The 17,958-nt window shown below is 66.3% G+C and carries 17 protein-coding genes; 6 read left to right on the top strand and 11 right to left on the bottom strand.

The genetic code is table 11. The features are described from left to right. Nucleotides 1-204: 204 nt before the first annotated feature. The 6 genes from BM118_RS36220 to cobS all read right to left on the bottom strand — a co-directional run bounded on the left by BM118_RS36220 (nt 205) and on the right by cobS (nt 6,937). Nucleotides 205-1,317, bottom strand: a complete 1,113-nt coding sequence (locus BM118_RS36220; protein WP_092192265.1) for an NADH:flavin oxidoreductase/NADH oxidase — start codon at nt 1,315-1,317, stop codon at nt 205-207. A 301-nt stretch (nt 1,318-1,618) separates the two neighbouring features. Next, nucleotides 1,619-2,335 carry a hypothetical protein gene (locus tag BM118_RS36215; RefSeq protein WP_244550314.1) on the bottom strand — a complete coding sequence of 239 codons (717 nt, stop codon included), beginning with the start codon at nt 2,333-2,335 and terminating at the stop codon, nt 1,619-1,621. A gap of 218 nt (nt 2,336-2,553) precedes the next feature. Next, nucleotides 2,554-3,624, bottom strand: coding sequence for an esterase-like activity of phytase family protein (locus BM118_RS36210; protein ID WP_092192263.1), 1,071 nt, complete (start codon nt 3,622-3,624; stop codon nt 2,554-2,556). Continuing rightward, a complete protein-coding gene (cobT, locus tag BM118_RS36205; protein ID WP_092192261.1) occupies nt 3,621-5,528 on the bottom strand; it encodes a cobaltochelatase subunit CobT in 1,908 nt (635 codons plus the stop codon). Before cobT ends, BM118_RS36210 begins: the two co-directional genes overlap by 4 nt. Continuing rightward, nucleotides 5,525-5,935, bottom strand: a complete 411-nt coding sequence (locus tag BM118_RS36200) for a GNAT family N-acetyltransferase (RefSeq protein ID WP_092192259.1) — start codon at nt 5,933-5,935, stop codon at nt 5,525-5,527. The genes cobT and BM118_RS36200 overlap by 4 nt, the downstream gene beginning before the upstream one ends. A 3-nt stretch (nt 5,936-5,938) precedes the next feature. Then, entirely contained in the window at nt 5,939-6,937 is a 999-nt protein-coding gene (cobS, locus tag BM118_RS36195) for a cobaltochelatase subunit CobS (protein ID WP_008144548.1), read from the bottom strand. Nucleotides 6,938-7,233: 296 nt separating this feature from the next. Here cobS and BM118_RS36190 point away from each other — a divergent pair, with 296 nt between their 5' ends. Continuing rightward, the gene (locus tag BM118_RS36190; RefSeq protein WP_092192257.1) at nt 7,234-7,893 is read left to right on the top strand and encodes a DedA family protein; all 660 of its coding nucleotides are present in this window, start codon (nt 7,234-7,236) and stop codon (nt 7,891-7,893) included. A gap of 178 nt (nt 7,894-8,071) precedes the next feature. Here BM118_RS36190 and BM118_RS36185 read toward each other — a convergent pair whose 3' ends face one another. Further along, nucleotides 8,072-9,289, bottom strand: coding sequence for a citrate synthase family protein (locus BM118_RS36185; RefSeq protein WP_092192255.1), 1,218 nt, complete (start codon nt 9,287-9,289; stop codon nt 8,072-8,074). A gap of 79 nt (nt 9,290-9,368) precedes the next feature. On the opposite strand from BM118_RS36185, the gene BM118_RS36180 reads away from it, so the two are divergent. After that, the gene (locus BM118_RS36180; RefSeq protein ID WP_092192254.1) at nt 9,369-10,463 is read left to right on the top strand and encodes a citrate synthase/methylcitrate synthase; all 1,095 of its coding nucleotides are present in this window, start codon (nt 9,369-9,371) and stop codon (nt 10,461-10,463) included. A 238-nt stretch (nt 10,464-10,701) separates the two neighbouring features. On the opposite strand, the gene BM118_RS36170 is transcribed toward BM118_RS36180, so the two are convergent. After that, nucleotides 10,702-11,334, bottom strand: coding sequence for a J domain-containing protein (locus BM118_RS36170; RefSeq protein WP_027545240.1), 633 nt, complete (start codon nt 11,332-11,334; stop codon nt 10,702-10,704). Nucleotides 11,335-11,441: 107 nt separating this feature from the next. Between BM118_RS36170 and BM118_RS36165 the strand changes: the two genes are divergently transcribed. Then, nucleotides 11,442-11,717 (top strand): BolA family protein, encoded by a 276-nt coding sequence (locus BM118_RS36165; protein ID WP_092192252.1) that lies wholly within the window; start codon nt 11,442-11,444, stop codon nt 11,715-11,717. 141 nt (nt 11,718-11,858) lie between these two features. Here BM118_RS36165 and BM118_RS36160 read toward each other — a convergent pair whose 3' ends face one another. The 3 genes from BM118_RS36160 to BM118_RS36150 all read right to left on the bottom strand — a co-directional run bounded on the left by BM118_RS36160 (nt 11,859) and on the right by BM118_RS36150 (nt 15,024). Beyond that, complete coding sequence (locus BM118_RS36160; protein ID WP_092192250.1) at nt 11,859-13,163, bottom strand: HlyC/CorC family transporter; 1,305 nt, start codon at nt 13,161-13,163, stop codon at nt 11,859-11,861. Between the two features lie 92 nt (nt 13,164-13,255). Next, complete coding sequence (aroB, locus tag BM118_RS36155) at nt 13,256-14,404, bottom strand: 3-dehydroquinate synthase (RefSeq protein WP_092192248.1); 1,149 nt, start codon at nt 14,402-14,404, stop codon at nt 13,256-13,258. After that, nucleotides 14,401-15,024, bottom strand: coding sequence for a shikimate kinase (locus BM118_RS36150; protein WP_177235005.1), 624 nt, complete (start codon nt 15,022-15,024; stop codon nt 14,401-14,403). Before BM118_RS36150 ends, aroB begins: the two co-directional genes overlap by 4 nt. Nucleotides 15,025-15,206: 182 nt before the next feature. Between BM118_RS36150 and BM118_RS36145 the strand changes: the two genes are divergently transcribed. From BM118_RS36145 to BM118_RS36135, 3 genes are all read left to right on the top strand, one after another. After that, a complete protein-coding gene (locus BM118_RS36145) occupies nt 15,207-15,353 on the top strand; it encodes a histidine kinase (RefSeq protein ID WP_092192244.1) in 147 nt (48 codons plus the stop codon). A 17-nt stretch (nt 15,354-15,370) separates the two neighbouring features. Then, nucleotides 15,371-16,330: a site-specific tyrosine recombinase XerD gene (gene xerD / locus BM118_RS36140; protein WP_092192242.1), complete on the top strand. Its 960-nt coding sequence runs from the start codon at nt 15,371-15,373 to the stop codon at nt 16,328-16,330. Between the two features lie 210 nt (nt 16,331-16,540). Then, nucleotides 16,541-17,503: an acetyl-CoA carboxylase carboxyltransferase subunit alpha gene (locus BM118_RS36135; RefSeq protein WP_092192314.1), complete on the top strand. Its 963-nt coding sequence runs from the start codon at nt 16,541-16,543 to the stop codon at nt 17,501-17,503. The last annotated feature ends 455 nt before the right edge of the window (nt 17,504-17,958 follow it).

Genomic DNA, 17,958 nt, shown 5'->3' with positions numbered 1-17,958 from the left:
CCGCTGTCCTCGCGCATCACCCTCAGTCGTCGTCCTGGCGAAAGCCAGGACCCATTACCCCAGGGAGTGATTTGGCGAAGACTTCGTCATCCGGTACTCCTACTGCGCGCTATCGATAGACCTCGCGGTATGGGTCCTGGCTCCCCGTGCGCAATTGCGCACTAGGCCAGGACGACAGCGGTGGTTATGACGTCGTTCTCGCACTCACCTCGCCCCGAACGTCGTCTTGCCGAACAGCGCCTTCTGCGTCGACGGCTGCGAGCGCCAATATTGCGGCGGGGCTTCGACCTCGCCGCCGAGCTCCGCGGCGGCGTGCCAGCCCCAGCGCGGGTCGTAGAGCATGCCGCGGCCGAGCGCGATCATGTCGGCCTTGCCGGAGGCGACGATCTCCTCGGCGTGCTTGGCATCGGAGATCAGGCCGACGGCGATGGTGGGCAGTCCCGTCTCGCGGCGAATGGCGTCTGCGAACTGCACCTGATAGCCGGGGCCGAGCGGAATCTTCTGCAGCGGCGAGACGCCGCCGGAGGAGGCATCGATCCAGTCGATGCCGCGCGCCTTCAACGCGCTCGCGAATTCGATGGTCTGCGCCAGATCCCAGCCGCCCTCGACCCAGTCGGTCGACGACACCCGCATGCCGATCGGCTTGTCGTGCGGAAACACCGCGCGGACCGCGTCGTAGATCTCGAGCGGGAAGCGCATGCGGTTTGCGAGCGAGCCGCCATACTCGTCGGTGCGCCGGTTCGAGATCGGCGACAGGAACTGATGCATCAGATAGCCGTGCGCGCCGTGCAGCTCGATGGCGTCGATGCCGATGCGCTCGGCGCGTTGCGCAGCCTCGACGAAGGCCTCGCGGATGCGCATCAAGCCCGCGGCATCCAGCGCCAGCGGCGCGGCCTCGCCCTCCTTGTGCGGCAGCGCCGACGGCGCCACCGTCTGCCAGCCGCCTTCACTGACCGGGATCAGCTGGCCGCCGTCCCAGGGCCGCGCGCTGGAGGCCTTGCGGCCGGCATGGGCGAGCTGCATCGCGACCGCGGTGGAGGAATGCTTGCGCACGGAGGCGAGGATCTGCTTCAGCGCGGCTTCGGCGGCATCGCTGTAGAGGCCGAGGCAGCCCGGCGTGATGCGGCCGATCGCCTCGACATGGGTCGCCTCGATGCAGAACATCGCAGCGCCCGACAGCGAAAGATTGTTGATGTGGGTGAAGTGCCAGTCGGTCGGAACGCCGTCCTCGGCCGAATACTGGCACATCGGCGACACCACGACGCGGTTCTTCAACGTCAGGCCGCGCAGCTTGATCGGGGAAAACAGGGCGCTCATGCGGGGGAGTTCCGGGGGATAGAGGGATGAAAGCGATTGCATGGAGTTTAGTGGGCCGATGGCGAATTGCCAGTTGCGCAGGCGGCATGGCGGCCCGCGGCGCCATGCATTGCGGGCGTTATATGATCACGGGATCGGGATACAACCTCAACTGTCGTCCTGGCGAAAGCCAGGACCCATTACCCCAGGGAGATGTTTGGCGAAGACTGGTCGTTCGGGACGAGCACCAACCGCAATCGATAGACCTCGCGGTATGGGTCCCGGCCTCCGCCGGGACGACGACTGAGTGTGAGGCGCCGCCCTACTCCAGCTCCTCGAACTGGCCCGCCTTGGGCTTGCCCATGCGAAGGCGGCCGTCGGGTAGCAGCTCGCCGTCGGCCTCGACGGAAAACTGGATGGTGGTGCGGCCATCCTTCATCGCTGTCGCCTTGCCGAGCGGCCCGAGCTTGTCTGCGAGCGCGGTGTCGTCGAGCACGAACACGCGGTAGTCGGTGAGATGGAAGCGCCGCGGCGCCTGCCATGTCAGCGCGGGGACCGATGTGCGCATATCGCCGTCGGTCTTGCGATCGATGCTGCGGCCGGTCACGTCGCGAAACAGGTCCGGCGCATCGACGAGGCGCGCGCGGCGGCCGTCGATGGCGTAGAGGTTCAGCGTGACGATATGGCGCTCGCTGCGGAAGGAGACGGCGACGGTGCGCGAATCCTGCGACCAGGCGGCGTGGAACGCATCCGGCGCGGTGTCGAGGATGTTGTCGCTGCTGACGTCGTCGAGCACCGCAAGGCGGCGGTGGCCGGGCTCGGCCATCAGATAGAGGTGGAAATCGTCGTTGCCGAACTCGCCCTCGCCATGGGCCGCGATCGACAGTTTTCCACTCGGCGCGCGGCCGCCCGTGATGATGGCGTATTCACCCTTCGCGTATTGGTGCTCGGCCGTCGCAAAGGCCGGCGACAGCGCGGCGAGCGTGAGGGCAAGGGCGAGGATGGCGCGGCGGAAGGGCATGAGGATGTGTCGCGGCATGATGCTCGGACGTTCACTTCATCGTCGTCCTGGCGAAAGCCAGGACCCATTACCCCAGGGAGCAGTTGTTGCGCAGATTGATAACTACGACTCCTCGCCAAACTCCTCCCTGGGGTAATGGGTCCTGGATCGGCGCTCCGCTCTGAGCAACGCTACGCGTTGCCAGGAGCTCCGCTTGTCCAGGACGACAGCGGAGATTGAGGCGCCACCAGCGCGCCCTACTCCACCAGCGTGAACTGGAGCAGCAGCGTGCGCTGGAGCATTGAAAAATTGTCGTCCGAGACCAGCGTCAGCACCGTCTCGCCCGCGGGCGTGACGTGGGCGTCGATGCCTTCCATGTTGTCGATCTCCTGGCCGAGATCGGCCCTGAACAACGCAGGGCCGTCGACCACCGCGCCCGGCGCGATGGATTTCAGGGGAATCGAGCGGATGCGGATGTCGACGCCGGTGAACCAGGAGAATTTGCGTTCGAGGATGAGCAGCTCGCCCGAGGGCAGCAGCACCGCGTCGCTGATGTCGAATTTCTCGGTGCGGCGGACGCTGAACTGGCCGGGCGTGGGACCGCCGATCAGGAACGCGACCAGATTGCCGTCGGCGTCCAGCCCACGCTCGGAGAAGGCGATCAGGGTGCCCGCGAGCGGCTGGCCCTTCGGGACGAAGACCAGCCCCTCGAGCCCCTTGTTGTGCGGTAGCCTGCGCAACGCGGGCGGCACCTCGATCACCTCGCCGCGGGCGCGCGTGCCGCCCTTCGAGAAATCGTAGCGCAGGATCTGGTTGACGCGCTCGAGCCCGACATAGACGACATTGCCGTCGCGCGTCAGCGACTCCGAATCCCACCAGAGGCGCTTTTCCGTGATCGGCCGCCCCTCGGCATTGAGCAGCGGCGCGGCCTCGACGTCGTCGAGCCCGGCCATCCTGCTGCCGGAATAGCGGATGGCCCCGGTGAACCAGCCGCCCTGGTCGGAGATCGCGAGGAAGCGCTCGCCTTTGGCGTCGAGCCGGATGCCGGACAGGCCGCCGAAGCCGCGATAGGGCGAGGTCAGCACCAAGCCGCCGCGATACTCCAGCGAACCGAAGCGCGTGCGCGAACGGTCGCGCGGCTCGAAACTGGCGATCGGCCGCGCGTTGACCTCGATGCTGACCGGCTCGGCGACGGCGCGCTCGACCTGGAGCGGGCGCGGCGGCGGCTCGGTCGTGGCTTGCGCCAGCGCCAATCGGGACAGTGCGAAAGTGGAAAATCCCGCCGCCGCGTGGCCAAGGAAGCTGCGGCGGGATGAAGCTGCGCTCACGAATGCAGTTTGCGACGCGGCCGGCCGGCCGGCTGGCTCGGCGCGGTGTTGGTCTCGCTGAACAGCTCGGCGAGCTTTTCGGTGATGGCGCCGCCGAGCTCCTCGGCGTCCACGATCGTCACCGCGCGGCGATAGTAGCGCGTGACGTCATGGCCGATGCCGATCGCGATCAGCTCGACCGGCGAGCGGGTCTCGATCTCCTCGATGATGTGGCGCAGGTGCCGCTCGAGATAGTTGCCGGGATTGACCGACAGCGTGGAATCGTCGACCGGCGCGCCGTCCGAGATCATCATCAGGATCTTGCGCTGCTCGGGCCGGCCGAGCAGGCGCTTGTGCGCCCAGTCCAGCGCCTCGCCGTCGATGTTCTCCTTCAGCAGCCCCTCGCGCATCATCAGGCCAAGGTTTTTTCGCGCACGGCGCCAGGGGGCGTCGGCCGACTTGTAGATGATGTGGCGAAGATCGTTGAGGCGGCCGGGATTGGCCGGCTTGCCGGCGGCAAGCCACGCCTCACGCGACTGCCCGCCCTTCCAGGCGCGCGTGGTGAAGCCCAAAATCTCGACCTTGACGCCGCAACGCTCCAGCGTGCGCGCGAGAATGTCGGCGCAGGTCGCCGCGACCGTGATCGGGCGGCCGCGCATCGAACCGGAATTGTCGAGCAGCAGCGTCACCACGGTGTCGCGGAACGTCGCCTCCTTCTCGTGCATGAAGGACAGCGGGTGATAGGGATCGGTCACCACGCGCGACAGCCGCGCGGGGTCGAGGATGCCCTCTTCGAGATCGAATTCCCAGGCGCGGTTCTGCTGCGCCATCAGCTTGCGCTGCAGCCGGTTGGCGAGGCGGGCGACGATGCCTTGCAGATGCGCGAGCTGCTTGTCGAGATAGGCGCGCAGGCGCTCCAGCTCGTCATGGTCGCAGAGGTCTTCGGCCGCGATGATCTCGTCGAATTTCGGCGCGAAGGCGTGGTATTCGGGCCCGCGCGGCTCGTTCCTTCCGTGCGAATTCGGACGCGTCGCCTCGCCCGGCGTCTCGTCGTCGCCGAGCTCGCCGTCGTCGAAGGTATCGGAGGTCGAGGCCTGCGCGCTTTCCATCGCGCTCTCGCTCATCTCCTCGCTCGACGCCTGCGCCTGGTCGGCGCTCATCTCCTGGGCGGCATCGGAATCGGGCGAGCCGTCGGCGCCGGACTGGTCGTTATCGCCGTCGCGGTTTTCGTCGTTTTCGTCGTTGTCCTCGCTGTCGGCGTTGCGCTCGTCGCCGAGCTCGAGCGCCGACAGGAGGTCATGCACGGCGTCGCCGAACCTGGTCTGGTCCTCGACCACGCCGTCGAGCCGGTCGAGCCGCTTGCCGATCTTGTCCTCGAGAATCGGCCGCCAGAGATCGACCATCTTCTTCGCAGCCGTCGGCGGCGCCATGCCGGTCAGGCGCTCGCGCACCAGCATCGCCAGCGCATCGGCCAGCGGCGCGTCGGCGCGGTCGGTGATCTCGTCGAACTTGCCACGATGGAAATGATCGTCGAGCATCGCGGTGAGGTTTTTCGCAACGCCCGCCATGCGGCGCGCGCCGATCGCCTCCACCCTCGCCTGCTCGACCGCCTCGAACACGCCGCGCGCCTGCGGATTGCCCGGCATCAGCTTGCGATGCAGCTTCGGATCGTGACAGGCGATCTTCAGCGCGATGGAGTCGGCGTGGCCGCGCACGACCGCGGCGTCACGCTTGGTCATCTTGCGCGCCGGCTCGGGCAGCCGCGCCTTGCCCGGCGCAAGGCCCGGCCGCTCGGCGGCAAAGGAGACCTCGAGCTCGGGCGATTTCGCGATCGCCTTGAGACAGGAGGCCACCGAGCGCTTGAACGGCTCGGTCGGCGCTTCCTTGCTGTTACGGAATTTGGAATTGGATGATGATGTGCTCATAGCGACTTCGTAAACGAATGGCGCGTCACGCCGCCGGGATAGCCCTTGAGAGTGCCGAATTCCTCGTACCCGCAGGAACGATAGAAGCCCGGCGCCTGGAAACTCATCGTGTCGACGTGGGCCTGGATCGCGCCCTGCCGTCTTGCCTCGTCCTCGATCGCCGCGATCAGCTTCGTGCCAAAACCCTTGCCACGCTGCTTCTGGTCGATCCAGAAATACTGGATGAACAGAACAGTGGCCCAGAGATGCCCGACGATGCCGCCGACGACCTTGCGGCCGTCCTTCAACGAGACCGCGATGCTCTTGACCCTCTGCTTCCCGAACTGCTCGTCATTATAGGCGCCGAGCCCGGCGAGCACAGCCTTCTTGGTCGTCCCAATGGTGCGCTCGACGGTGATGGTTGGCATGGCCTAGCTGAGCGCCACGTTGACCGCCGATTCCGGCAGCTCCGCGTTGAAGCAGCGCTGGTAGAACTCGGCGACCAGGGGACGCTCGAGCTCGTCGCACTTGTTGAGGAAGGTGACGCGGAAGGCGAAACCGATATCGCCGAAGATGTCGGCGTTCTCGGCCCAGGTGATCACCGTGCGCGGGCTCATCACCGTCGACAAATCGCCATTGGCGAAGGCGTTGCGGGTGAGATCGGCAAGGCGCACCATCTTGTTGACGATGTCGCGGCCTTCCTGGGTGCGATAATGCTTGGCCTTCGCCAGCACGATCTCCACCTCCTCGTCATGGCTGAGATAGTTCAGCGTGGTGACGATCGACCAGCGGTCCATCTGGCCCTGGTTGATCTGCTGGGTGCCGTGATAGAGGCCCGAAGTGTCGCCGAGGCCGACCGTGTTGGCGGTCGCGAACAGGCGGAAGGACGGATGCGGCTTGATCACCTTGTTCTGGTCCAGGAGCGTCAGGCGGCCGGAGACCTCCAGCACGCGCTGGATCACGAACATCACGTCCGGGCGGCCGGCATCGTATTCGTCGAACACCAGCGCGACGTTGTGCTGGAGCGCCCAGGGCAGGATGCCGTCGCGGAATTCGGTGACCTGCTTGCCGTCGCGGACCACGATCGAGTCCTTGCCGACGAGGTCGATACGGCTGATATGGCTGTCGAGGTTGACGCGCACGCAGGGCCAGTTCAGGCGGGCGGCGACCTGCTCGATATGGGTGGATTTGCCGGTACCGTGATAGCCGGTCACCATCACACGGCGATTGCGGGCGAAGCCGGCGAGAATGGCAAGCGTGGTGGCGCGGTCAAAGCGGTAGTCGGAATCGACTTCGGGCACGTGAGGATCGACTTCGGAATAGGCCGGCACTTCGAGATCGCTGTCGATCCCGAACACCTGGCGCACCGACACCTTCATGTCGGGCAAACCGGAAACTTCCTCAACTTTGGACAGAGCGGCGGTCGTCATCAATCCTCCGAGGTCCCGGGCGATCCCGAGACCAGTTATTGCACGGTGGCTGCGGCTGGGTGCACTTGCGAACCTATCAGAGACAACGTGCGGGCAGAAGCCCGCCCCGCAATCAAAGTTCCGTTGTCTTTTCATTTAGATAAGCAAGGAACGCGATTTTTGGAAGGCTGCCCTGCGAATCCCGCTCGAATTTCGGGCGGGTCAGCTGGCCTGCCCACGCAAATGGCAGTTTTGCCGCCGCACCTTACTTATGTAGGGTCTGAACTCACCTGGCCCCGCTCAACACGAAAGACGACGTGACGTCATTCCTCGATCCCTTCATCTCGTTCGTTGCGGCCCATGCGTGGCTGGCTTATCTGACCCTGTTCCTGGCGGCGCTTCTGGAAGCGGTTCCGGTGGTGGGATCGGTTGTCCCGGGCTCGACCATCATCCTGGCGCTCAGCGCCCTAATCCCGGGCGGCGAGCTGAAACTCGGCTGGGTGCTGCTGGCGGCAGCGACCGGGGCCATGCTGGGTGACGGCTCGGCCTACTGGATCGGGCACCGGCAGCAGCGCGAGATCCTCAACACCTGGCCGCTGACCAATTATCCGCGCGTGGTCGAGGAGAGCGAAAGCTTCTTCCACCGCTTCGGCACCTGGGCCGTGTTCTTCGCCCGCTTCGTGCCGCCGATCCGCGCGTTCGTGCCGGTGACCGCCGGCGCACTCGGGATGCCCCCTGCTCGCTTCTACGCGATCAACATCCCGGCCATCCTGGTCTGGGCCCCCGCGCATGTGCTGCCGGGCGTGCTGGCGGTGTCGGCCCTGCACGAATATGCCGGGCTGCATCATCACGCGCATGTCGGCAAGCACATCTGGATTTTGACCGTGGCGGCCGTGGCGATCGTGCTGGGCGTCGGGCTCTGGTTCATTCGCCGCCGTCACGTCGGCGGTGCCGCGGAAGCCAAGCCGCGGGCGTAGGTCGCCGCCACACACGTCGTCCTGGCGAAAGCCAGGACCCATACCGCGAGGTCTATCGATCGTGGACGGTCGCGTACCGGGCGACGAGTCTCCGCCAAACGGCTCCCTGGGGTAATGGGTCCTGGCTTTCGCCAGGACGACGGCGGAGAGGGCCGCGTGCACTGATGTTCTAGACTGACTAACCACCCCCCGCCCGCCGCCCCGGCGCCGGCCCCACATACCTTGCCCGTGGCCTGATCAGCTTGCCGTATTGCAATTGCTCGCTGGCATGGGCGATCCAGCCGACGCTCCGGGCCATCGCGAACAGGGCGAGCTCGCTGCCGGCGGGCAGCCGCAGGGCGCGCACGAGGACGGCGAGCGCATAGTCGATGTTGACGAATTCGCCGGTCGCCTCCGCAATCCGCTCCGGCACTTCGCGGGTGAATTTGCGCGGCGCGCCGGCGCGCGAGAGCGCATTCAGCAGCGATTGCGCGCGGGGATCGCCGCGCTTGTAGACGCCATGGCCGAAGCCGGCGAAGCGCTCGCCGAGCGCGACGCGTTCGCGCACCACGGGAGCGACGTCGCGGTCGACCAGCGTTTTCACCAGCTGCGAAGCCAGCACGCCGGCGCCGCCGTGCTTCGGCCCCTTCAGCGCGGCGAGGCCGGCGATGACGGCGTCGTAGAGATTGAGGCCGGTCGAGGCCGCGCAGCGCGCGGTGAAGGTCGAGGCGTTCAGCTCGTGATCGGCGAGCAGAACCAGGGCGCGGCGGATCAGATCGGGCGCATGCTTGTTGTCCGCCGCCCAGACGCGCGCGACCTGCTGGTGCAGCGGCTCGGCCGAGGCTTCCGCATTGAGCATGGTCGCAACCAGCAGCCGGACGATGCGCGCGCCGACCATGGCGCGGCCATCGGGGGCGCGGGTGAAGGCGCGGGGATCGGCGCTCGCGGCCAGCGCCAGCACGGCGATGGCGCGGTCGATCGGCGCCGCCCGCCGCGCGGCCCCTGCGATCGTGCGCATCTCCTCGGATATCTCGGGCTGATTATCAGGCGCAAACGGATCGACGTCGGAGACGTCCCAGAGCAGCGTCGCCGTGTGCTCCAGCGTGTCGTTCTCGGCGAGATCGACGCAATTGACGCCGCGATAGATCGCGCCCTCCTCGGTGATGGTCGAGATCTCCGTGTCCATGACCGGCAGGTCGGCATCGAAGCTGCGCAGGCCGCGCGGCTCCGGCGACGGCACCCGGCGCTCCTTCAGGGCGCGGACGTCCTCGGCGCGGTAGCGGTTCTTGCGCGAATCCGGCGTCGGCTCGGAGCGGATCAGGCCGCGGCTGACATAGGCGTACAGCGTGGCCGGCGAGATCGCGAGCTCGGCGGCGGCCTCCCGGGCGGAGAGGTAGAGCTCATCGGAATTATTCATATTGATTTATGTAATCAAGATTGATCAATCTGTCGAGAGGCCCGACCTTTCCCGTGCGTAGAACAGGAGATTTTGGGCCATGAACATCCACCTCACCAAAAGCCAGATCGGGCTGGACGGCGTCCCCGCGGCCGAGACCGTGCTGAGCCATGTCGACGGCGAGCGCGGCGAGCTGATCATCGCCGGCGAGCATGTCGGCCGGCTGGCCGCCAAGTCGAGCTTTGAGGGCGTCACCGCCCGGCTCTGGAACGGCGCCAGCAAGACCTCGCTGAGCGAGGCCAATGTGCGGGCGAGCCTGGGCGCCGCACGCGAGCGCGCCTTTGCGCGGCTCGCCGACCTGCTGCCGGCGACGCACGGCATGGGAATCGTCGACGGGTTCCGCGCGGCCGTTGCGGGCCTGCGCGCCGAGCACGGGCTGGAACATGAGGCAACCATCGTCGGCGCGTTTCCGGTGATATCAGGCGCGCTGGTCCGGCGCGCCAAGGGGCTTGAGCCGGTCGCGCCCGATCCGAGCGCGAGCCACGCCGCCGACACGCTCCGCATGCTGCATGGGCGCGCGCCGGCCTCTCGCGAGGTCACGGCGCTCGATGCCTATCTCGTCACCGTCTGCGACCACGGCATGAACGCCTCGACCTTCACCACGCGCGTGGTGGCCTCGACCCAGGCCGACCTGTTCGCGGCCGTCACCGCCGGCTATTGCGCGCTGACCGGTCCCTTGCATGGCGGCGCGCCGGAGCCGGTGCTGGAAATGCTCGATGCGATCGGCTCGCGCGAGCGGATCCAGCCCTGGGTGGATGCGGCGCTGGCGCGCGGCGAGCGCATGATGGGCTTTGGTCATCGCGTCTATCGCGTGCGCGATCCGCGCGCCGACGTGCTGAAGACCGCGATCGAGGCCCTCGCCTCCAACGGCGCCGACCTGCCCTTCGCCGGCGAGGTCGAGGCCTATATCCGCGCCGCGCTGCGCAGGAAGAATCCGGACCGGCCGCTGGAGACGAATGTGGAGTTCTTCACCGCGATCCTGCTCGATGCGCTGTCAATTCCAAGGCAGGCGTTCACGCCGATCTTCGCGGTGGCGCGCGCCGCCGGCTGGACCGCGCATGCACGCGAGCAGCAGCGCACCGGCCGGCTGATCCGGCCGAGCTCGTCGTATGTCGGGGCGATGCCGGAGGGGTGACGCGAGTAGCGTGCGGAAGAAACGCGACGGCGGAGCCAATCACTCCGCCGTCGTCCCGGCGAAGGCCGGGACCCATACCGCGTGATCTATCGATGAGCGAGGGTCTTAGTACCGCGGGAAGACTTTTCACTACCAGTCTTCGCCAAACTTCTCCCTGTGGTTATGGGTCCCGGCCTTCGCCGGGACGACATGGGAGAGTGTGGCGGCGGTTATCGCAACATTGACACGGTGCGAGGCACTACGCCTCCCGCACCACCGTCTTCAGATAGTTATACGCCTTGATGATCTCGATCAGGCGGTCTTCGGTGGAACGGTCGCCGCCGTTGGCGTCGGGGTGGTGCTGCTTGACCAGCGCCTTGTACTTGGACTTGACGTCGGCGAGCGTGGCACTGGGGCCGAGGCCCATGACCTGGAGCGCCTTGCGCTCGGCGTTCATCACCTTGCGCGTCTCGGCCTTGGGCTGGGCGTCCGGCCCCTTCCGCCAGTTGGCGCGGCCGTTGATCTCGCTGAACATGCTGAACGGATCGGACGCCATATCGATCTCGGCTTCCGCACCCTTCTTGCCGCCATTGGCACCCATCTTCCAGGTCGGACGGTGGCCGGTCAGCGCATCCTTCTGGTAGCGCGCGACGGCGTCGGCATTCATGCCGGAGAAGAAATTGTAGTTCTGGTTGTACTCGCGCACGTGGTTCAGACAGAAATGCCAGTACTCGCGCTGGTTCTCACGCCCCTTCGGCGCGCGGTGTGCACCCTTGTTCTGGCATCCGGCCCATTCGCACGCGACCGCGGTGTCGCGCGGCTTCACCTCGGGCTGCTTGCCCCGCGGCTTGACGCGGATGGAGTCGAAGAACTTTGATGAATCGATCGGCATGGCTGACTTTGACTACGCAATGCAAAAACCTTCAAGTCTTGACATTGCAATTAGCTGCGAACCCGGCAAATAACGGAGTGCGATCTCTGCACCTGAATGGCACACACATGGCTATGAGAGACACTATCAGCAACAAGTTGCAGGAAGCTTTCACGCCGGAAAGCCTGCAGGTCGTCGACGAGTCACATCTGCATGAGGGCCACGCCGGCCATCGGCCGAGCGGCGAGACGCACTTTCGCGTTTATATTGTGTCTCAAGCCTTCAAAGGGAAGAGCCGGGTCGATCGCCATCGCATGATAAATGCGGCACTGGCCGCGGAACTCTCCGGCAGCGTGCACGCGCTCGCCATCCAGGCGCAGGCGCCGGGGGAAGGCGAGACCTAGCTCGCCAATTCGGCTGTCATGCCCCGCGAAGGCGGGGCATCCAGTAAACACTGCTGGCGAGATTCAATCGATGGGCCGCGGCGTACTGGATCGCCCGCCCCAGTGCGCAAGCGCGCACAAGGCGGGCGATGACACCGTGCGTCAAAACGACGTCCCGGCCCGCCTCGGCTTTGCCTCCTCCAGCTCCGCCTCGCGCGGCACCGGTGAAATACGGAGCGCGGTGATGCGGTTGCGTTCGCGGCGCAGGACGCGGAAGCGGAAGCCGTGGAACGTGAAGCTCTGGCCGCGATCGGGGATCGAGCGCGCCTCGTGAATGACGAGGCCGGCAACCGTGGTTGCCTCTTCATCGGGCAGATGCCAGTCCATGGCGCGATTGAGATCGCGGATCGGCACCGAGCCGTCGACCACGACCGAACCGTCAGGCTGGGCGCGCACGCCGGCGACCACGACGTCGTGCTCGTCGGAAATGTCGCCGACGATCTCTTCCAGAATGTCTTCCAGCGTCACGAGACCTTCGACTTCGCCGTACTCGTCGACGACGAGGGCGAAATGGGTCTTGCGGCGGCGGAAAGCCTTGAGCTGCTCGGACACCGGGCGCATCTCCGGTACGAACCAGGGCGGCAGCGCGATGGTGGAGACGTCGATGCGCGAGGTGTCGCCTTCGGAGGCGCGGATCGCGCGCAGCAGATCCTTGGCGTGGAGCACGCCGATGATGTTTTCCGGCTTCTCGCGCCAGAGCGGAATGCGGGTGTATTCGGTCGCCAGCACCTCGCGCACCAGCTCCTCCGGCGGCAGGTCGGCGTTGATCATCATCATCTCGGTGCGATGGATCATGACGTCGGAGACCTGGAGCTCGCGCAGGTCCAGGAGGCCGCCGAGCATGTCGCGGTCCTGCTTCTCGAACTTGCCCTCGTGATGCAACAGGTCGACCGCGCCGCGCAGGCGCTCGGTCGGCGACAGGATGGCCTGGTGCTCGCCGGCGAGGCCGAACAGGCGCATCAGGAGGCGCACGATGACTTCGACGATCTTGAGCAGCGGCCCCAGCACATACATGGTCAGCCGCATCGGGCGCGCGACCGCAAGCGCCATGCGGTCGGGCGCGTTGATGGCGATGGTCTTGGGCAGCACTTCCGCGAAGATCACCACCAGCGCGGTCATCACGCCGGTGGCGTAGAGCACGCCGACATCGCCGAACCAGGACGTGAAGATGGCGGTGGCGAGCGCGGAGGCGCCGATATTGGCGATGTTGTTGCCGAGCAGCAGCGCGCCGATCAGGCGCTCGCGCATGTCGAGCAGCTGCGAGACCACGTCGGCGTCGTGATTACCCTGCTTGGAGAGCCGCAGCATGCTGGCGCGCGAGGCGCCGGTCAGCGCGGTCTCGCTCGCGGCGAAGAACGCCGAGACCAGCAGGCAGAGGACGACGATGGTGAATCCGAGCCAGTCCATGAACCACTCAAGTTTCTTGTCTTGACGCGTTTTCCTTGCGCGAACCGGTCCCCACTTCGCTCGAAAACGCTTTCACGAAGTTCAGCCGCGCATCAGGCCTTCTGCGCGAGCTTCTCTTTCAGGAAATCGCGCACCGGCGCCGGCTCGACATCCTTTGCGATCACGGCGCGCCCCACAGCCTCCAGCAGGATGAAGGTGAGCTTGCCGCGCTTGACCTTCTTGTCCTGCGCCATCAGGGCCATCAGCGCGTCGGCGTCGGCAAGCCCTTCCTGCGAAAAGCCCGCGATGTCCTGCAAGCGGGTCGGCAGGCCCGCTTCAATGAGATGCCGCTCGACGCGCGCCGCGTCGGCCTCGCCGATCATGCCGAGCCTGGCCGAGAACTGCGCCGCCAGCGTCATGCCGATCGCGACGCCCTCGCCGTGGAACAGGCGATCGGAGAAGCCGGTCGCAGCCTCCAGCGCGTGGCCGAAGGTGTGGCCGAGATTGAGCAGCGCGCGCTCGCCGGTCTCGCGCTCGTCGCGCGAGACGACGCCGGCCTTGGCGCGGCAGGAGGTCGCGATCGCGTGCTCGCGCGCCGAGCCGCCCTTGAAGATGTCGGAATGGTTCTTTTCCAGCCAGGTGAAGAAGGCCTCATCGCCGAGCACGCCGTATTTGGCGACCTCGGCATAGCCGGCGCGGAATTGCCGCGGCGACAGCGTGTCGAGCACGGCGGTGTCGGCAATCACCAGCACCGGCTGGTGGAAGGCGCCGAGCAGGTTCTTGCCCTGCGGCGAGTTGATGCCGGTCTTGCCCCCGACAGAGGAATCGACCTGCGCCAGCAGCGAGGTCGGCACCTGCACGAAATCGACGCCGCGGCGCAGGATCGCGGCGGCAAAGCCGGCGAGATCGCCGACCACGCCGCCGCCGAGCGCGATGACGAGATCGTTGCGCTCGATCTTGGCCGCGATCAGGGCTTCGCTGACTTTTTCGAGGCCGGCATAGGTTTTCGAGATCTCGCCTTCCTCGACCACGATGCGCGAGGTCGGAATTCCGGCGGCCGCGAGCGATGCTTCCGTCGGCTCGAGCCAGTGCTTTGCGACGGTGCGATCCGTCACGATCGCCGTGCGCACGCCGGGGCGTAAACGCGCGACCCGTTCGCCCAGCGAGGCCAGCACGCCGCGGCCGATGACGATGTCATAGGCGCGATCGCCGAGCGCGACATCGACGTTGACGGGGTCGGAATGTTTCAAGGGCGCGGTCATCGTACGGCACTCGCAACGTCGGCAGGTGGCTGGGACGCCTGCTCACCGCAAAGATGCGCGCGCAGCGTCTCGATACATTCCTCGACGATCTTGTCGTGCGGCACGTCGCGGGAGGCGATGGTGAGGTCGGCATGGCTGTAGACAGGCTCGCGCTCGGTGAGCAGGCGCGTCACGGTTCCCTCGGGGTCGGCGGTCTGGAGCAGCGGACGATCGGCGCGGCGGCGGACGCGGCGCATGATGACGTCGTGGTCGGCCTTGAGCCAGATCGAGATCGCCTTCGCCGCGATCCGGGTCCGCGTCTCCTCGCGCATGAAGGCGCCGCCGCCGGTTGCCAGCACCACCGGGCCGCCGTCGAGCAGGCGCGCGATCACCCGCGCCTCGCCGTCGCGGAAATGGGCCTCGCCATGGCGCTCGAAAATCTCCGGTATGGTCATGCCGGCCGCCGCCTCGATCTCGGTGTCGGCATCGACGAAGGGCAGCTTGAGCCGGGCCGCCATGCGGCGGCCGATGGTGGATTTGCCCACCCCCATCATGCCGACGAGCACGATCGAGCGCGCCCCGAGCGCCGACAGGATGTCGGCCTCAGGCGAAGCTTGTATCGGCAACGCGGCGTCGGACATGGGTCTCGCTCTGGATCTCGCTCTGGGTCTCGCTCGATCTGCCGCCAAAAGCGGCCTGCTTTGGCCACCTATACGACCCCGAAGGGGGCCTCGCCAGAGGACTCTTGCCACGAAACGGCGAACATGTTGGATGATTTCATTGGTTAATTTGCCGGCCTGGACCTTTACCGAGACCTTGCACGATGCCCAGCCTGTTCCGCTTCCTGACGGTCGTCGCCGTGATCGCCGGCATCGTCTATGGCGTGGTCTTTGCGCTGGCCAACTTCGTCAATCCCAAGCCGCGGGAAATGTCGGTGACGATCCCGCCGGATAAGTTTCTCAAGAAATAGGAGCTAGCCTCCAGGGCATGCGTGCAAAGCCCTCAGACAGCAAGCTCACCGGCCTGTTCCTCGACATGCTCGCGGCGGAACAGGGCGCCGGCCCCAATACGCTCGATGCCTACCGCCGCGATCTCACGGACTTCTCCGAGTTCCTGGGCCGCGTCGGCCACAATTTTGCGGACGCCGAAACCCAGACGCTGCGCGACTATCTCGCCGATCTCGACACGCGTGGCTTCAAATCCACCAGCGTGGCGCGCCGCCTGTCGGCGATGCGGCATCTCTACCGCTTCCTCCTGAACGAGCGCATTCGCGGCGACGATCCCGCCGCGATCCTGTCCGGGCCCAAGCGCGGCCGCGGCCTGCCAAAGGTGCTGTCGATCGCGGATGTCGACCGCATGCTCCGCCGCGCCAAGGAATTGAGCGAGGCGGAGGATGCATCGCCCTCGAAGCGGCTGCGCGCCTTGCGGCTCTATTGCCTGCTCGAGGTGCTCTACGCCACGGGCCTGCGCGTCTCCGAGCTGGTGGCGTTGCCGCGCACGGCGGCCAAGCGCGACGCCCGCATGATCGTGGTGCGCGGCAAGGGCAACAAGGAACGGCTGGTGCCGCTGAACGAGGCCTCGCGGCAGGCGATGGCGGATTATCTCGCCGCGACCGAAGCCGCGAAGACGGAGAAGAAGAAGGACAGCCTCGCCGCCTCGAAATGGCTGTTCCCCTCGTTCGGCGAGAGCGGGCATCTGACCCGGCAGCATTTCGCCCGCGACCTCAAGGAGCTCGCAGTCGCCTCGGGCTTGCAGGCCCGGCTGGTCTCACCGCACGTGCTGCGCCACGCCTTTGCCAGCCACCTGCTGCACAACGGCGCCGACTTACGCATCGTGCAGACCCTGCTCGGCCACACCGATATCTCGACCACCCAGATCTACACCCATGTGGTCGAGGAGCGGCTGAAGAGCCTGGTGCGCGACCTGCACCCGCTGGCGGAGAAGTAGCTTGTCGTCGTCCCGGCGGAGGCCGGGACGACAGCGGTGGCCGAAACCGCCTTGACTTCGGCCACATCTCCGCAGAAAGAGCCGTGGCCTCACGATTGATTTGGCGGGCGGCCCAGAAGCCCACAAGCCAACTCATTGAAGAAGCTACACTTCTTTCCGCAGGTCCGAAACCGCTTCGCCGCCTCGCCCCGTCCTCCCTATATTGAGTTGATGCAAGACCAGATGCGCAGCTATCTCGACTTCGAAAAGCCCGTCGCCGAGCTCGACTCCAAGGTCGACGAGCTGCGGGCGCTCGCGGCCTCCGGGACCGACATCAGTGACGAGATCGGGCGGATCGAGGACAAGGCAGCGCAGGCGCTGGCCGACCTCTATACGAACCTGACGCCGTGGCAGAAGACGCTGGTCGCGCGCCATCCGCAGCGGCCGCATTTCAACGACTTCATCACGGGCCTGATCACCGAGTTCACCCCGCTCGCCGGCGACCGCAAGTTCGGCGAGGACGAGGCCCTGGTCGCCGGCTTCGGCCGCTTCCGCGGCGAGCCGATCTGCGTGATGGGCCAGGAAAAGGGCGATTCCACCGAGAGCCGCATCCGGCACAATTTCGGCATGGCGCGGCCCGAGGGCTATCGCAAATGCGTGCGGCTGATGGAGATGGCCGAGCGGTTCGGCCTGCCGGTGCTGTCGCTCGCCGATTCCGCCGGCGCCTATCCCGGCATCGGCGCCGAAGAGCGCGGCCAGGCCGAGGCGATCGCGCGCTCGACCGACGCGTGCCTGTCGCTGGGTGTGCCGAACGTCGCCATCATCACCGGCGAAGGCATGTCGGGCGGCGCCATCGCGATCACCACCGCCAACCGGGTGTTGATGCTGGAACACGCGATCTACAGCGTGATCTCGCCGGAGGCCGCCTCCTCCATCCTCTGGCGCGACGGCACCAAGGCGCAGGAAGCCGCCAACAACATGAAGATCACCGCCCAGGACATGCTCCGCTTCGGGGTGATCGACAGCATCCTGAAGGAGCCGGTCGGCGGCGCCCACCGCGACCCCGCCGCCATGATCGCCACCACCGGGGATGCCATCGCCAGGGCGTTTGAGGAGCTCCACGGCCTCGACGCCGACGCCATCCGCAAGCAGCGGCGGCAGAAATTCCTCGATATCGGTCGGAAACTGGGCTGATTCGGGCGGGTTTGGTCCCGTCGGACCCGTCGCCCTCCGCCGTCGTCCTGGCGAAAGCCAGGTTGGGGGCGCTGGAAGTACCGAACGACGAATCTTCGCCAAACCACCGCCTGGGGGTTATGGGTCCTGGCTTTCGCCAGGACGACACTGAATTTGACGCCCGGGCAGACCACCCCAGACTAACCCCGGTAACCCCGCATTAACCCTTTTTTTGCCCAAATCGGCGATCTGAGTCTGGATCGGGTCGGAAGGCCCAAGTAAGGCCCAAAGTCGCGTCCATTCAGTCTCTGTTGACCATGCCATTGGGCCAACGGGCTCGTGATCCCCGCTCGGGTTGCGACCACATGACCCAGAGGTTAGAATTTTAATTAATGGCTTCAGGGCATAAGCGCTGGAGCGTGGTTTGAAAAAGCCCGTCACGACGGGTCCGGATCTCCGGTCGGATCATGCTCCAA

It is taken from the genome of Bradyrhizobium sp. cf659 (assembly GCF_900113725.1).
Lineage (GTDB): Bacteria > Pseudomonadota > Alphaproteobacteria > Rhizobiales > Xanthobacteraceae > Bradyrhizobium.
The sequence above is the reverse complement of the archived record's forward strand: the minus strand, read 5'-3'. Positions and strand labels throughout refer to the sequence as shown.

Bases quoted from the DNA above. Each gene is read 5' to 3' on its own strand.
- BM118_RS36220 (WP_092192265.1), bottom strand. From the start codon at position 1,317: ATGAGCGCCCTGTTTTCCCCGATCAAGCTGCGCGGCCTGACGTTGAAG.
- BM118_RS36215 (WP_244550314.1), bottom strand. From the start codon at position 2,335: ATGCCGCGACACATCCTCATGCCCTTCCGCCGCGCCATCCTCGCCCTT.
- cobT (WP_092192261.1), bottom strand. From the start codon at position 5,528: ATGAGCACATCATCATCCAATTCCAAATTCCGTAACAGCAAGGAAGCG.
- BM118_RS36200 (WP_092192259.1), bottom strand. From the start codon at position 5,935: ATGCCAACCATCACCGTCGAGCGCACCATTGGGACGACCAAGAAGGCT.
- cobS (WP_008144548.1), bottom strand. From the start codon at position 6,937: ATGACGACCGCCGCTCTGTCCAAAGTTGAGGAAGTTTCCGGTTTGCCC.
- BM118_RS36185 (WP_092192255.1), bottom strand. From the start codon at position 9,289: ATGAATAATTCCGATGAGCTCTACCTCTCCGCCCGGGAGGCCGCCGCC.
- BM118_RS36180 (WP_092192254.1), top strand. From the start codon at position 9,369: ATGAACATCCACCTCACCAAAAGCCAGATCGGGCTGGACGGCGTCCCC.
- BM118_RS36170 (WP_027545240.1), bottom strand. From the start codon at position 11,334: ATGCCGATCGATTCATCAAAGTTCTTCGACTCCATCCGCGTCAAGCCG.
- BM118_RS36165 (WP_092192252.1), top strand. From the start codon at position 11,442: ATGGCTATGAGAGACACTATCAGCAACAAGTTGCAGGAAGCTTTCACG.
- BM118_RS36160 (WP_092192250.1), bottom strand. From the start codon at position 13,163: ATGGACTGGCTCGGATTCACCATCGTCGTCCTCTGCCTGCTGGTCTCG.
- aroB (WP_092192248.1), bottom strand. From the start codon at position 14,404: ATGACCGCGCCCTTGAAACATTCCGACCCCGTCAACGTCGATGTCGCG.
- BM118_RS36150 (WP_177235005.1), bottom strand. From the start codon at position 15,024: ATGTCCGACGCCGCGTTGCCGATACAAGCTTCGCCTGAGGCCGACATC.
- BM118_RS36145 (WP_092192244.1), top strand. From the start codon at position 15,207: ATGCCCAGCCTGTTCCGCTTCCTGACGGTCGTCGCCGTGATCGCCGGC.
- xerD (WP_092192242.1), top strand. From the start codon at position 15,371: ATGCGTGCAAAGCCCTCAGACAGCAAGCTCACCGGCCTGTTCCTCGAC.
- BM118_RS36135 (WP_092192314.1), top strand. From the start codon at position 16,541: ATGCAAGACCAGATGCGCAGCTATCTCGACTTCGAAAAGCCCGTCGCC.